At 40.8% G+C, this 15,847-nt stretch carries 12 protein-coding genes; 8 read left to right on the forward strand and 4 right to left on the reverse strand.

Features of this window, described 5'->3' with window-relative positions:
• The first annotated feature begins 33 nt into the window (after positions 1-33).
• Both AXF17_RS09810 and pheT read left to right on the forward strand, forming a co-directional pair.
• Complete coding sequence (locus tag AXF17_RS09810; protein WP_250638262.1) at positions 34-105, forward strand: hypothetical protein; 72 nt, start codon at positions 34-36, stop codon at positions 103-105.
• Between the two features lie 9 nt (positions 106-114).
• Positions 115-2,541, forward strand: coding sequence for a phenylalanine--tRNA ligase subunit beta (gene pheT / locus AXF17_RS05400; protein ID WP_094234141.1), 2,427 nt, complete (start codon positions 115-117; stop codon positions 2,539-2,541).
• A 137-nt stretch (positions 2,542-2,678) separates the two neighbouring features.
• Here the strand turns inward: pheT and AXF17_RS05405 are convergent, their stop codons facing one another.
• Positions 2,679-3,323 (reverse strand): thiamine diphosphokinase, encoded by a 645-nt coding sequence (locus AXF17_RS05405; protein ID WP_094234142.1) that lies wholly within the window; start codon positions 3,321-3,323, stop codon positions 2,679-2,681.
• Positions 3,324-3,409: 86 nt separating this feature from the next.
• On the opposite strand from AXF17_RS05405, the gene AXF17_RS05410 reads away from it, so the two are divergent.
• Positions 3,410-4,249: a DUF975 family protein gene (locus AXF17_RS05410; protein WP_094234143.1), complete on the forward strand. Its 840-nt coding sequence runs from the start codon at positions 3,410-3,412 to the stop codon at positions 4,247-4,249.
• A 143-nt stretch (positions 4,250-4,392) separates the two neighbouring features.
• Here the strand turns inward: AXF17_RS05410 and AXF17_RS05415 are convergent, their stop codons facing one another.
• Positions 4,393-7,692, reverse strand: a complete 3,300-nt coding sequence (locus AXF17_RS05415) for a transglycosylase domain-containing protein (RefSeq protein WP_094234144.1) — start codon at positions 7,690-7,692, stop codon at positions 4,393-4,395.
• A 219-nt stretch (positions 7,693-7,911) separates the two neighbouring features.
• Here AXF17_RS05415 and AXF17_RS05420 point away from each other — a divergent pair, with 219 nt between their 5' ends.
• Together AXF17_RS05420 and holA are read left to right on the forward strand one after the other, a co-directional pair.
• Positions 7,912-10,338: a DNA internalization-related competence protein ComEC/Rec2 gene (locus tag AXF17_RS05420; RefSeq protein WP_094234145.1), complete on the forward strand. Its 2,427-nt coding sequence runs from the start codon at positions 7,912-7,914 to the stop codon at positions 10,336-10,338.
• Positions 10,328-11,377, forward strand: a complete 1,050-nt coding sequence (holA, locus tag AXF17_RS05425) for a DNA polymerase III subunit delta (RefSeq protein ID WP_094234146.1) — start codon at positions 10,328-10,330, stop codon at positions 11,375-11,377. Before AXF17_RS05420 ends, holA begins: the two co-directional genes overlap by 11 nt.
• A gap of 73 nt (positions 11,378-11,450) precedes the next feature.
• Here holA and recN read toward each other — a convergent pair whose 3' ends face one another.
• Both recN and AXF17_RS05435 read right to left on the reverse strand, forming a co-directional pair.
• A complete protein-coding gene (recN, locus tag AXF17_RS05430; RefSeq protein ID WP_094234147.1) occupies positions 11,451-13,070 on the reverse strand; it encodes a DNA repair protein RecN in 1,620 nt (539 codons plus the stop codon).
• 22 nt (positions 13,071-13,092) lie between these two features.
• Entirely contained in the window at positions 13,093-13,551 is a 459-nt protein-coding gene (locus AXF17_RS05435; protein WP_094234148.1) for an arginine repressor, read from the reverse strand.
• 158 nt (positions 13,552-13,709) lie between these two features.
• Here AXF17_RS05435 and ruvC point away from each other — a divergent pair, with 158 nt between their 5' ends.
• The 3 genes from ruvC to ruvB are packed head-to-tail and all read left to right on the forward strand — an operon-like array spanning position 13,710 to position 15,831.
• Complete coding sequence (gene ruvC / locus AXF17_RS05440) at positions 13,710-14,198, forward strand: crossover junction endodeoxyribonuclease RuvC (RefSeq protein WP_094234743.1); 489 nt, start codon at positions 13,710-13,712, stop codon at positions 14,196-14,198.
• Between the two features lie 6 nt (positions 14,199-14,204).
• A complete protein-coding gene (ruvA, locus tag AXF17_RS05445) occupies positions 14,205-14,804 on the forward strand; it encodes a Holliday junction branch migration protein RuvA (RefSeq protein ID WP_094234149.1) in 600 nt (199 codons plus the stop codon).
• 19 nt (positions 14,805-14,823) lie between these two features.
• A complete protein-coding gene (gene ruvB / locus AXF17_RS05450; protein WP_094234150.1) occupies positions 14,824-15,831 on the forward strand; it encodes a Holliday junction branch migration DNA helicase RuvB in 1,008 nt (335 codons plus the stop codon).
• The last annotated feature ends 16 nt before the right edge of the window (positions 15,832-15,847 follow it).

Raw genomic sequence — 15,847 nt, forward strand, 5'->3', positions numbered from 1 at the left:
TACACTAATATTGGTCTTGATAGACTCGTTATGATGCGCTACGGAGTTGACGATGTAAGACTTTTCCATAGTGCTGACCTTAGATTCTTAAAGCAGTTCAAGTAGGAGGGCGTTATGAAAGTATCACTAAATTGGGTAAAGAAATATATTGATATACCTGCGGATTTAACGAATGCGCAGATTGCTTACGACCTCACTATGAGAACAGTTGAGGTTGAAGGTGTTGTGGATACTGCTGAAAAATTCCATGACATTGTAGTTGGTAAAATTACATCTGTTGAAGCTCATCCGAATGCCGACAAGCTTAGAGTTTGTATGGTGGATATTGGTGAAGCAGAAGATGTTCAGATAGTATGCGGCGGTTCAAACCTATATGAGGGTGAGAAGGTCGTTGTATCGAAGCCAGGTGCTGAAGTTTACTGGCACGGCGAGAGTGAGCTCATGAAGATTAAAGAGACGAAGATGCGTGGAGTAGCTTCGTACGGTATGATTTGTGGCGCAGAAGAAGTTTATTTGGAAGACTTCTATCCGACAGATGATCCTGCAGTAATCGTTGATCTTGGTGATATCGATACAGCTCCAGGACAGAATATCGCTGACGCTATCGGTATGAATGATACTGTTCTTGAAATCGATAATAAGTCGCTCACAAACAGACCTGACCTATGGGGACACTATGGCATCGCTAGAGAACTCGCAGCGATTTACAAGCTACCTCTAAAGCCGCTAGATGAATTCGTTGCGCCTGAAGGAATTAGAGAGTACGATGTTGAAATCGACTCTCCAGAGAAGTGTTATAGATACGCAGGTCTTGAGGTTAGAAATCTGTCTATAAAGGAGTCGCCTCTATGGATGAAGACTGCGATTATCAATGGCGGTATGAGACCAATCAATGCTATTGTTGATATTACCAACTATATTATGCTCAGTGTGGGTCAGCCTACACATGCATTTGACAGAACTCACGTAACTGGTGAGAAAATTATCGTTCGTAATGCAAAGGCTGATGAGAAGCTTGAACTACTCGATGGAGCGAATATCGAACTAACAACGGAAGACCTAGTTATATGTGATGTGGAAGGTCCGATGGCACTTGCAGGAATTAGAGGCGGTAAAAAGGATTCTATCCTAGATGATACGGTTGATGTTGTGCTTGAGGTTGCGAACTTCACAGCGGGTGCTATCAGAAACACAGGGAAGCGTTTTGATGAGAAGACAGATTCATCTATCAGATACGAGAAGGGCATAGATACGCAGAGAGTTGATCAGGGGCTTGCTCTCGGTATAAAGTTATTTAAGGAAATCTTCCCTGAAGCTGAGTTCGTTGCTTTTAAGGACGTTAACCCTGTAGTTACTAAAAGAGCTGAAGTTGATATCACAAAGGCATTTCTCGATACAAGACTTGGGAAGGTGTTCGATGAGAAGGAGATTTCAGATACTCTAGGAAGACTTGGATTTGAAGTTGAATTCAAGAATGGTGTATACCACACAGTGGCACCAACATGGCGTTCAACAGGCGATATCTCGATGAGAGATGACGTTCTCGGTGAAATCGCAAGACTTGTCGGATACGAGAACTTTGAGGCTAAGCCACTTCCTGTCAACTTCGAGAATGCTGTTCATCAGATTGATACAGATCTCAATAGGAACCTCAGAGAGCATTTAGCGTTTAGATGTGGATTCAATGAGATATTTACATATCCTTGGATAGATGAGAAGTACATCAAGGCTGCAAGGGTCAATATGGAAAATGGCATAAGACTTGCAACACCACCAGCTCCGGAGCTTGCAACTCTTAGACAGTCGCTTGTGCCTGGGGCGCTTGAAGCAATCGTTAAGAATCTTAGATACTATGATAACTTCAAAATTTTCGAGATTGCTGAGGTGTTTGAGAAGGGTGAGTTCCATCCTTCTTCAGATGATGAGACTCTGCCGGTTCATAAACTTATGCTCACTGGAGCTGTCGTTGGAAAGGATGCGAAATCTCTGTTCTTTGAAGCAAAAGGTGTGGTTGAGTCGCTACCAAGATATTGCCATATGAACGGATATCAGTTTAAGCAGATTCAAAAACCATCTTGGGCTGATTCGGATGTATACTTAAATATCGTTAATGGTGACAAAGAAGTCATCGGTTCACTTGGTTTAGTATCTGTTGTTACACTATCGGATGCTGGAGTAAAGAAGGCAAGTGCAGCGGTGTTTGAACTAGATGTTAAGAAGCTTGTTCCGTTTACTTCAAGAACTAACAAATTTGAGCATTTACCACAGTTCCCGCTCGTAGAGGAAGATTTGTCACTTCTTGCAGATGAGGATGTTAAGTGGAAAGATATCTATGAAGCGATTAAGTACATGGCTAAGGAAGTCAGTTTTACCGAGGAGTACAGAGGTGCTCAGATTCCTGAAGGTAAGAAGTCTATCATGCTTCATATCAAGCTTGGAAATGACGACAGTACGATGACTGCTAAACAGATTGAAAAGAAGACTAAGAATATCTTGAATGTGCTTGCAAAGAAGACTGGTGTTACTTTAAGAGAGGAGTAATCCTATTTAGAGTGAGACTGCAATATTATGAAAATGATATGATGTCACAAAAAGTCTCTGCAGTTATGCAGAGACTTTTTAGCTGTATTTATTATATGTGTAGCAGTTATCAGATTACCAAATATTATAGTGCGAATTTACTCGCTGGAACGAACAAGAATAATCTTGCCAGAACGAACCGAAATATGCGCCTCACTACGAGAAATTTCATTAGAGATACAAAGAGTCGATGAACGGGAGATTGACGCGTTATCAAGGTTATATTTGGCACCTGTAACTGTAACACCATCAGCTGTGGAGTTTAGAGGTATGAGTGAGAAGTATTTGTATGCAGAATTTGGTACGAGTGTAGCAGAGCTACATGTTTCGCTATCTAGCAGCTGCATTGAGTTCTTTCCATCGATAAATTCGAGGTGTTCAAGTTTTTCAAAATACTTCTCGAGTAGGCTGATGTTACCTAGTGTATGATCAAGTCTACCTCCTATACCTCCGTAGACAGTGATATCGGTAACTCCGAGGTCAATAGCGTGGTTGATTGCCGCCTCAGTATCGGTTAGATCCTTTTCTGAATGAAGGGTAATGTATAGGCAATCTAGACGGTTACTTGTGTTCGTAGAATCAAAATCTCCAATAACACAGTCCGGTCTGATACCATAGGTATTTGCTATATCTACGCCACCATCGGCACATACGATATAGTCACTGGCGCTTGAGAGGGCATTAAGCTGTGATGCATCTGTTTTTTCAACAAAAGATAGAATAATCAGAGCTGTGTTATACATAGTGTCACCTCGTTCCTTAAATTCTTGAATTACTACTTTTAGTATATTACAATTAAAGGCGATTATAAACTAGAAAGTGAGTTACTATGCCTGAAAATAATAATTACATAGTTAGAGAAGATCTCGGAGAGATTAGGTATCTATCCATAATGCATATGAAGGATGACATTATGAATTATATATTGGGAATCGTGCTATTCTATATATTTATGGATTTGGTACCTGCTATTCTTGGGTTCTTCATACCTAGATCATATTTTAAAGTCGTAGCTGGTAACCTAGACCCAAAACTTCTGGCGCAGCTGCCGGATTTTGCATTTTCATCGTTTGTGTATGTGATGGCTCTGGGTGGCGTTTTAATGCTGGGACGTTCACTATATATACTTAGATATCTAAGAAATAAGCAAATTGATTACCCGTCAATCCTCGACGGAGTGAGATTTTTCTTCAGTGCAACATTAATATATATCATTCAGATGACGGTTGTATCCATACTGGCGATGTTCTTAGTGATACCGGGAATCATCGCATTTTACATGTTTAGACAAGCGTTTAATGTGCTTGCTGAAGACCCTTCGAGAAGTGCGATGAGCTGTCTTATTGAAAGCAAAAGACTGATGGCAGGTAATAAGTTTCGTTTATTCCAGCTTGATATGACGTATATTCCATTTGTCATATTTGGCAGCTTGCCACTTGTAGCATTTTCGTTTATGGGAATGCCGAATATTGGAGAATATACTAAACTTGTAGCGACCTTAATCACTTTTATACTGAAGCTTCCTATGTACCATGCGATGGGTAGTATGTTCTTCGGTCAGACGGTATTTTATGAGTTAATGGTTGCGAAGGGCTTCAGTAACTTTATCTACAAGGGTGAAACTGTATTTAGAGCAGGAGCGCGAGCAAAGTATAGAAGCAAGGAGTAAATGGGGAGGATATAAGCTAATCTAATCTAATCCAAAGCGATACTTACTGAAATGATAAATTAAGCGGGGATTCTTGTGAGAATCCCCGCTATTTTAATGCTCAAATATTTAAAATACTTAACAATGGCGTAGTAGAAATCAGTTTAAGGATTGTTTGGCTGACCTTGGTTATTGCCCTGGTTATTACCTTGGTTACCCTGATTATTACCTTGGTTACCCTGATTACTTCCTTGGTTATTACCTTGGTTACCTTGATTACTTGAGTTGCTGCTGTTGTTATGAGTCTGATCGGTAGTTTCTTGTTCGTCCTCTATAACCTCTGTTTCTTTTGACTCGTAGTCTGGGTTAGAGCCAAGTCTTCCTTCGGTACCCTTTGTAAAGTACTCGCCATTCTTACGAATTACATTCGAAGGTGCCGGCTTATAAGAACCCTTTCTGATATTAGGCATATTGCGCATGATACGCGACCAAAGAGCTGCAGCAGATGATGATGATGAGGTGAGTGGAATGTTCACGTCTGTACCAATCCATAGTGAAGCCGCATACTTTGGCGTAATTCCATCAAACCAGATATCGTATTTACTATCAGTCGTACCAGTCTTACCACCAACCTCAACACCAGAGATTGCAGCGTTAGAACCAGTACCGCCATTAACTACAGATTTGAGCATTGTTACCATGATGTATGCAACACCTTCGTCTAGAACCTTGTGCTTTTTCTTCTCGGTAGTGAGAATTGTTCGTCCGTCCCTATCTACAACCTTTGTAAATACTCTATTCTCAACGCGAACACCACCATTAGGGAAGGTAGCGTATGCTTCCGCCATTTCGTAAGGGGATACACCTTTTGAGAGACCACCGAGCGCAAGTGCAGCAGGGTTCATGTCACCGTTTGCTGACTTATTTAGAGTGCTGATACCATACTTTTCAACCATGCTAGCGGAATAATCTGCACCAAGCTGTTCATAGAGTTTTACAGCAACAACGTTTGTTGAACTCTGCATACCTTTACGCATAGTCATAGGTCCAGAGTATCTGTTGTTAGAGTTCTTTGGCCAAACTCTGCCATTGATCTTAATAGGTTCATCAATAATAATCGATGCGGCTGTCAGATAGTCTCCATAGTTATCTGTTCCTTGTTTATCGTTGCCAGGATCAATAAGAGGGTACTTCTGACCTTGTTCAGCATATTCATAACTCCTCTGAAGCGCTGCACTGTAAACAGCAAGTGGCTTGATTGAGGAACCAGGCTGTCGAGGATTTATCGCACGGTTGTAAAGCTGCTTGCCCGTAACACCACGGCCTCCAACCATAGCCTTTACCTTACCTGTACCAACTTCTGTAATTACCATCGCACCTTGAGGCTGAATAACCTTATCCTGCAATATATACAGCTTGTCGGTGAATGCTGGATTTCCGTCGACATTTGTAACCAGCTTGCTATTGTTCTTGATGAACTTAGCACTAATTACGAGGTTTCCAGACTTATCCATAGATTTGCTGTCGCTAGGGATATTTATATATCCGCCTGGAATTATATACAAGTTACCATTCTCTATGACGTATGACGGCTTCAGTTCGAGACTGTAGTCTGTGCCATTAGCTGTAGAAGTCTTGTAAATATTGAGTCTCTTGTTCTTGTAAATTGTAATCGATCCATCGCTATTCTTTTTGCACTCCCCGTCCTGTAGTATAAATCTGTCATTCTGGATCATATTGTCATAGGCATATAGTGTGATTGAGCCCTTGTCGCTGACGATATTACCCGAGCTGTCTTTCTTGAGCCCAGTTAGTGAAGGGAAGTAGCTTCCTTCTTTGAAACCATCCTCAACAGCTTTTTGTGCCTTTGAGTCCATTGTCGAGTAAATCTTGAGTCCACCGTTGTATACCATATCGTGAGCACTCTTATAGTTGAGCTTATACTTCTTCATCAGTGCTCTGATTACTTGATTTACAGTGTAATCTTTGAAGTATGATGTTCCTGCATCGCTACCCGAATTTAGAGTAGGGTTGATAAAGTCTACGAGATCAACAGAAGCGTTATCCTTGTACTGCGACTTTGTAATATAGCCCTGTTCGTACATGAGCTTGAGCGCGATCTGCCTACGTGATTTAGCAATGTCGTTTGCGATGTATGTCTTACCATTCACCTTGATAGGTGTTGATGTCTCCCTTGATGCAAGCGGAGAATCGGCATTTTGGATAAGTGAATACGTATCTGGTGACTGCGGCATAGCAGCGAGGGCAGCACTTTCTTTTACAGAAAGCTCGTTTACGCTCTTAGAAAAATAGGTCTTAGACGCATTCTCAATTCCGTAATTACCATATCCAAAATAGATGCTGTTCACGTATGCGGCGAAGATTTCTTTCTTGGAGAGAGTTCGCTCAATCTTCGCTGCGTAGTACATCTCGAGAATTTTACGGCGAACTGATCTCTGACTCTTGATATTTGGTAGATATACGTTTCTGGCTAGCTGCTGGGTTAGCGTACTAGTTCCGCGAATATTTCCACGACCAAATGAGGAGACGATAGCTCCCACCATTCTCGTCCAGTTGAAACCATGGTGTTTCCAGAAAGTCTTATCTTCAAGAGCTACAAAAGCGTCAACTGTATGTTTCGGTATGTCTTTGTACTTGATGATCGTTCGACTTTCGCCGCTATTGACACTTCCGACGCGCTTACCAGTATCGTCGTATATTATCGTATCAGTGGAAATCTGATCATAAATCTTATGAGGATCAATCTTAGGAGCGAAGGCGATAACCGTTGATGCGTAGATTGAAAACATAAGTGTCATCACTACACCCATAACGATAAAGTTGCGTATAGCATACTTTATGCTGAATGTACGAGCCTTATTCTTAACTTTTTTTCCAGCTACCATGATGTACTCTCCAGCTCCAGGTGTATAGTATGGGTTTGGCTTAGTAAATACGCGCTTGATAAACTGAACAGGGTGTCTAAGATCTCGCTTAGGGCTAAAGCCTCTATCTTCACCGCGGGTCTTGGCTTTCTGCTCCTGTTTAAGAAGCTTTTTTTCTTCTTTTGCTCTTTTTCTTATTGATTTATCGCGCTTTGCAGCCTCTGCCTCAGCTTTGGCAACCTGTTTATAAAATGTATCTTTACCATCTTCGCTTATGATTTGATTCTTATTGTTAAGAGCTGCCTCATTTGAGTTGTGCTTCGATGAATTCTTCTCAAGATTGTTCCGGAGTCTGTTCTTCTTAGCGTCAGCTTCCGCCTTAGCAACCTGCTCGTGGAAGGAGAGGCCTTTTTTCTCACCTTCATTAGCTACAGCTCGAGCGCGCTTTGCTTTCTGTTCCTTTTCGAACTTCAATTGAGCTATATGATTGGCTACTGTGCGCATTTCCTCAGGGGAGAGGCGCTCACCGTTTTTTAGTCTCTTGATTAATTCTTTTATGTTTGTTGAGTTGTTTTCCATAAATTGCCTCTTAAGTAAAATATAACATGTTATTATACCATGAAACACTTGAAAAATGAACAGTTTGAGTTATTTTAATGTGAAGATTATATGTGCATGTAGCCGCCAATTTAGCTACATAAAATAAGTGTGTGCTGAAGGGAATTGTTAGAGTGATAGTATTTGAATACATGATGTGCTTTAGACGTTCGAGATGCTTTTTATATAATGGTGTGAAATATGTTTAGAAGAAGACTTGTAGCGCTTGCTCTGTCTCTAGCGCTTGGAACTAGTGCAGCAGACGTTCTAATAAATAATGGAGACTTTATCAATTTCATTATCATTACGGTAGTATTTGTTTTCGCTATGTATAGGATAATGCTGATAAGGAGGGGCGTAGAGCTCAAAGTAGATGGAAAAGTATTCACACGGGATACTCTCGTTTGCGTGCTTATATTTATTATGGGAATGGTAAATTATGGAATTCATGTGTATCAAATGAAGGTCTTATCACAGGATGAATTATCAAAAGTAAAGTGCATACAGGGTAGAGTTATATCCTATAAGGAAAATGAAAAAGGGCTTTCATTAGATATTAAAACCTCTTCACTCGGGAAAATGACAGTAGTGCGGTGTCAGAAATGGCAAGGCTTTGACAGCATTAATAACAGAAATAATTCTACAAAAGGTATGAGCATAAGGAACGTAAATGATACAATCTTCGCTCGGAAACATGCACGGACTTTTGATAAGTCAAATAAAGGTCTAAAACTATATGGCAAGAAGATCGAGGTTCGTGGAATTATAAAAGTTCCTGTAGGAACTCGTAATCCAGGATGTTTTGATTATAGGCGATATCTTCTGACTAAGAAGATTACATATACTATGAAGATAACCAATATAAGCGAGATAAAGGGTGCAGAAACAAGTAAACTCTGGGGCATGAGGCATTCTTTAAATAATACTAAAGAGGGTTTTGCAAAGAATGTTTCTGATGGAAGAAGTGAAGTATATGGGTTTATAAAAGGTGTAACCTTTGGAGAGACTGACGATATAGATGAAGATACTATCAGGGAGTTTCGGGAAAATACTACGGCGCACATACTTGCTGTCAGTGGATTACATGTAGGGGTAATATATGGGATGCTAAAGCTTATGTCCATGGGACGACATGGAGGCATCATAGGTTTTCTTACGATGTTTGCAATGTTTGGATATGGTGAACTTACTTCCTGGAATGTTTCGACTACGAGAGCTGTAATTCTTACCTGTACTGCAATTATGGCATTTTATCTAAGGCGCCCGTTTGATCTATTATCTTCATTGGCATTATCTTTTATAATACTGCTGATCTATAATCCGTTTTTGCTTTTTGGCGCAAGCTTTCAGATGTCGTTTCTAGCGGTGTGTGGCATTGCTTTTCTCACAGATCCGCTTGGCAGGTTAATTGGAAAGTTCGGAGGGTTTTTACTTGCTATACAGCTGTCGATGATTCCTTATACGATATATACATTTAACAAAATTAACCCAGTAGGATTTCTAATCAATATACCAATTGTTGCTTTAATAGGGCTGCTTGTTCCATTTTCTATCTACGGTCTAGTTTCATACTCAATAATCGGTAACGTAGGAGTGATAATTAAAAGTGAGATATTTTATCTGACAGAAGTCATAACTAGGCTCAATCACGTGCTTAACCTCGATGGTAAATACTCATACTCGATGAGCTCTATGAAAATAACGACGATAATAGCTTTCTATACGTTGTTATTTTATATATGTTCAGAGTTCAATATAGTTATGGTTCTAAGAAAAAGATGTGATGTCATAACGCAATCAGTAATACTCGCTTTATGCATGTCTATTGCAGTAGGTGCCGCGTATCGCAACGTATTTACGAACTATGAAGTCGTATTTATCGATGTCGGGCAAGGAGATGGAATACACATACGAACCGACACTTATGATGTGCTCCTAGATGGTGGCGGCGAAAAGAACCGAAATATAGGGGAGAAAGTGCTTAAAGAGTACTTTTTGAAGAATGCCTGCAGCGACCTAGACATAAGTATATTTACACACATGCACATGGATCACTGCAAAGGGGCTATGGAACTAGGTGAAGTGTATCCTGTAAAGCAGTATATAGTTCCGTATCCATACAGATATCAGGTAACGGGAAAATATCTAAAATTAGTTAGATTTAAAGATAAAATAAGGCTTGCAAAAGACGTATGGATAGAAGCTATTTGGCCGATGGATGATAGGATAGCGATGAGCGAATCTGATGATAATGAATTAAATACCGTGTACATGCTGCACTATAATGGTATTAAAATAATGTTAACTGGTGACCTAGTTGAGGCAGATGAACTGGATATGATAGAATACTACAAATCCACTGATGTGTTAAAATGCGATATTCTTAAAGTAGCGCATCACGGAAGCAGATATAGCTCTAATGAGAAGTTTATAGATGCTGTAAACCCGAGAATTGCAGTTATTCAGGTTGGTGAACATAATACATATGGTCATCCTAATGCCGGGGTAATAGAGCGTTTTAAGAAGCGCGGGATTAAAGTCTATAGAAATGATAAAGAAGGAGCTATTGGCGTAGATATTAGCCATAACAAAATTATAGTCGATAGGATGATTAAGAATGTCATTTAAAGAGTTTAGCAAGGATATAAAGAGTGGGGTAATAGGCAGTAACATTTTTCTCTATGGTGAAGAGGGCTTTCTTACTGACTGGGCTGTGAAGACCATAGTAGAAAACAATTCGAGTGAGGCTGACAGAAAATATGTAGTTACAGATCTCGATGGAGAGAGTGTAACAGCGCAGGAAATCGTTGAAACTGCTAATACTATGACCATGTTTGCCAGCACAAGAGTTTTGACTGTTAAAAATTATATGCCACTAGTGAAAAAGAGCGCAGTAACTGAAACCGCACCGATTCTCGAGTACTTCAGCAACCCGAATCCATCGACAATTCTCTTATTTTATCTAGAGCCTCTTGCGAGCCCTAGTAAGAAAGAGAAGCTAAACGCTTTTGCCACAAAGGTATCTAGAGTATGTAACACATATAATTTCGAGAGACTAAATCCAGCAGAACTTAAATCATTTGTAAACAAGAGAATTCGCTCAGCTGGCAAGTTGATTGGAGCTCGAGATATGGATTACCTCGTAGATATCTCTGGTTATCTCAATAATGACAGTGAATATGATTTATATAGGATGGAATCAGACCTTATGAAGCTAGTCAACGCTTCTGATGAAGATGCTATATCAAAGCAGCTTATAGAAGATATAATGATTGGTGATAAGGATAGGTTTGTGTTTAACTTCATTGACTATCTACTAGCTGGAAAGAAGAGCATGGCTATGCAGCTTCTCATAAATACCATTGCTGCTGGTGAAAACTCAAAAGATAAGGGAAATGTATTCTCACTTGCATCTACGTTAATAGGTCAGTTTGAGATTATGTATGATTCGCTGGAACTAGATGATGAGGGCATGCCGATAAAGGCTATGGCTAAGAATCTTGGAGTGAATGAGTATCGTCTGAAGAAGGCCTATGCTGCAGCTAGAAAAGTTGGTAAGTCTAAGATTAAGAAAGCCCTGATTGAGCTATACGATACTGATAGACTGCTGAAGACAGGTGAGATGGATAAGAACACATCACTTGAACTATTCGTCTTTAACTGGTAGTTAATTCAAAAGCACATGAAATTACCAATGATAAACTAGATTAATGAAAAAGCTTGAGGCTATGCTTCAAGCTTTACTTTTTCACTGATGCAACTAACTCTCTAGCAGCTTCAAGTGCATTGCTACTGTCAGGAGCGCCGCTTATTAATCTTGCAAGCATCTCGAGCTTTCCTATCTCATCTAGGTGCTCGATAACTGTATGAGATTTACCATCTGAAATCTCCTTATCAATCGAGAAGTTATCATCTCCAGAAGCGGCAATCTGAGGTAGGTGAGTGATACACAATATCTGTCTATGTTCAGCAATCTCATTAAGCTTGTGACCTACCACAAGTGCAGTCTTGCCACTAATTCCAGTATCGATTTCATCAAAAATCATGGTCTCAACACTGTCGTTACTACCGATGATATGCTTGAAGGCGAGCATTATTCTAGAGATCTCACCGCCAGAAGCAATTTTGGCCATTGGTCTCAGAGGTTCGCCTGGGTTAGTAGATATGAGGAATTCAACATCGTCATATCCCAGTTCAGAGATGTCGTCAAGCTTAGTTATCTCAATCTTGAATTCGGAATTTGCAAAAGCAAGATCCTGAAGTTCCTTGATCATCTCTCTTTCTAGTGAAGCTGCATTAGACTTTCTAATATTGCTAACTAGTTCAGCCTGAGTTTTGAGTTCGCGGTATCTCTTGTCTATCAGCTCAGCAAGTTTTTTCTTCTCATCATCAAGATTATGAATTACGTCAAGCTTGCCATCGAGCTCTTCTTTGTATGCAATAATTTCTTCGATGCTCATATTGTATTTTCGCTTAGCATCCTCAATTACACTAAGCCTAGACGATACGAGGTCTATCTCATCTTCGGAAAAGTTGATAGATTCACTGGTGTTTCTAAGGGTAGAGGAGATATCCTCAAGGCTATAGTATAGCTCTGAGAAGCTCTCTGATAGTTCACCGAGCTCTTCGCTGTATGATGCAATACCATGAAGCTGATTCATACATGAGCCAATAATACTGAGAACAGAAGGATCATCAGTTAGCTTGCTATATGAACCAGCAACAGCATCGTATATTCGCTCGCTGTTACGCATTAAGTCGAGCTGCTCTCGTAACTCGTCATCTTCACCAGCCTGCAAATCAAGGTTATTGATATAGTCAAATTCGAATTGATAGAAGTCCTGCTGTCTCCGCGATTCTGACTCGCTTCGGAGTAGCTGATCGTATTCACGTTTGACTTCATGATAGAGTTTATAAAGGTCACTAAGCTTAGCGAGCTCCATTTCGATAAATCCATGATTATAGCTATCGGTGATGAGTATATGGTTCTCTGGATCTAGTATCTGTTGGTTATCGTACTGTCCGTGGATATCGACGAATTCCCTGCAAAAATCTCGTAGTTTTGCCAGAGAAACTATCTCACCATTGAGCTTTGCTACGCTTTTTCCTGACTTAAGAATCTCTCGTGAGATAATAACATCTTCGCCTCCAATATGACTAACAATTTGAATCAGCGCTTTGTCTGTACCATTTCTGATCATAGAAATATCAGCACGGTCCCCGAGGGCTGTGCTGATAGCCTGTACTAGTACAGATTTACCAGAGCCCGTCTCACCAGTGATGATGTTAAGAGAGGGGCCAAGGTCAAATGACATATGTCCAATTGTCGCAAAATTAGTAATTTCAATACGATCGAGCATTAACTTACCTCAATGTTTAATTTTAGTCCCTTAGGGCAATCATGTCTTCGAACACCTTGAGAATTGCCGCAACATATTGCTCATGTTCAGCAATAATAAGTAGGGTGTTATCGCCAGCAACGGAGCCGACAACATGCTCTAGTTTTAGACAATCGATAGCTTCAGCTGTAGCATTACCGCAGCCAGGAAGTGTCTTAACTACTATCAGATTTTGTGCCGACGCATAGGAGACGATAGTCTCTCTAAAAATCTTGATGAACCTTTCGGAAATCGGTTGAATGTCGAATTTCCCTGATGTGTACTTATAGCGATCTTTATCTATTGATACTTTAACGAGTTGTAGCTCTTTGATATCTCTAGAGATAGTCGCCTGAGTTACTTTGTATCCTTCCTGCTCGAGTAGATCCTGTAGTTGATCCTGTGTCTCTACAACGTGTCTTTGGATTAATTCCAATATCTTATTCTGCCTTGAGTAACGCATCTGTCCTCCAAATGATAAAAAAGGTTCTTTGCACACATCACACAATGATTGTAGCATAAATTTTCAAGTGAATAAATAAATACGAAACATTAATGTTCGCAACCTTGTTTAATGGACAAAATAGCCTAGTTTTGGTAAAATATCGGAGGTGATTAATGATGAGAATTATAGGAATAGACCCAGGTTACGCCATCATGGGATATGGCATTTTAGATTACAATGGCAACCGCTTCAAGACCATTCATTATGGTTCAATCGAAACGACGGCGGGAGTTCCGATGCCTGAGCGGTTAAAGTTGCTCTACGACGGGCTGTCTGGAATAATTCAGGAGTACAAGCCGGATGAAGCGTCGATAGAGGAGCTTTTTTTTAATAGAAACGTTACGACGGCCATCGGCGTAGGTGAGGCGCGAGGAATCGCTTTGCTTGCATGCGTTGAGGGTGGGCTTTTGGTATCGGAATACACGCCAATGCAGATTAAGCAAGCGCTTGTAGGTTACGGAAAGGCGGATAAGAATCAGGTTCAGACGATGGTCAAGACCATTCTGAATTTGAAGGAAGTCCCTAAACCAGACGATACGGCCGACGCAGTAGCTGCCGCTATCTGTCATGCACATTCGCGTAATTCCAGAGTTATTAGGAGATAAGAGATAATGATAAGAAATATCAAAGGTGAATACCTTTATTACGACAAGGGCTCGATGATTATCGAGACGAGTGGAGGAATCGGGTTTCGCATATACGTTGCGGATACTTCGCCACTGCTTCTGCATCGTGAAGGGGATTTTTTAAATATATTTACGTATATGCAGGTCAAGGAAGACGGCATGTCGCTTTACGGTTTCTCGAAGCTTGATTCTTTAAATCTGTTCGAACAGCTAATCACTGTAAAAGGTATTGGCCCAAAGGCAGGACTCGCGATCATGTCGACTGGATCAGCTGATGAGATCAAATACAGTATAGCCAATAAGGATGCTACTGCAATTGCTAAGGCGCAGGGAGTAGGTAAGAAGACTGCAGAGCGTGTAATTCTTGAGCTATGCGATAAGATAGATGCAGTTCCTATGCCAGATATTGGAGAACCTACACCAGCTTCTATTCCAGGTCTTGATAAAGCGAGACAGGAAGCTGTTATGGCTCTCACCACGCTTGGGTATTCAAAAAATGAATCTGAAGAGGCAATCGGTCACGTAACCGATGAAGGTCTCGATGTGGAGACATACCTTAAGAAGGCACTTAAGTATCTACTTTAATTGATAGAAGGATTAGGAAATGCTTGATAAGATTACATCAACAAAGGTAATACCGAACGAGATAAACGGTGAATTCACGCTCAGACCACAGTACCTAAGTGAGTACTGCGGACAATCAGTGGCGAAGGAGAACCTATCGATATATATTGAAGCTGCTAAGAAGCGTGGTGAGTCACTTGACCATGTGCTTTTCTATGGCCCTCCAGGTCTTGGAAAAACTACTCTTGCAAATATAATTGCAAATGAACTTGGCGTAGATATCAAGATCACGTCAGGACCCGCAATCAGCAGGGCTGGCGACTTAGCCGCTATTCTCACAAATTTAAATGAGAATGACGTCCTATTCATTGATGAGATTCATAGGCTAAATCGTTCGGTTGAAGAGGTCCTGTATTCCGCTATGGAAGACTTTGCACTAGATATCATTATCGGAAAAGGACCTGCGGCGAGGTCACTCCGTATCGATATCGCTAAATTTACTCTAGTCGGGGCTACGACTAGAGCGGGAAGCCTGTCGGCACCTTTAAGAGACAGATTTGGAATAATCACGAAATTCGAGTTCTACACTCATGAGGAAATCAGAAATATTTTGCTGCGTTCAGCGAAGGTTCTCGGCATCGAGATAGACGACGAGTCACTCGATGAACTGGCGAGAAGATCGAGAGGAACGCCTAGAATTGGCAACAGGTTGCTTAAAAGAGCTAGGGATTTCAGCGAAGTAATCAGTGACGGACAGCTTAATATCGAAGTTACACGTAAAGCACTAGAGGCTCTCGGCGTGGACGAACTTGGACTCGATAAGTTAGACAGACAGATTCTCGAGACGATAATCAAGAGCTTTGGCGGCGGACCGGTTGGAATTGAAACCATTGCTAGTGCAATCGGTGAAGAAAGGGTAACACTCGAGGATGTCAATGAACCGTTTCTAATTCAGTCAGACCTCATGTACCGTACGCAGAAGGGGCGTATGGTTACTAAACTCGCATACGAATACCTAGGACTTATGTCCTACTACAAAGAAGATTAATAAGGGGTGCGGCTGA

The sequence above is a fragment of the Mogibacterium pumilum genome (genome assembly GCF_002243385.1).
Classification (GTDB): domain Bacteria; phylum Bacillota; class Clostridia; order Peptostreptococcales; family Anaerovoracaceae; genus Mogibacterium; species Mogibacterium pumilum.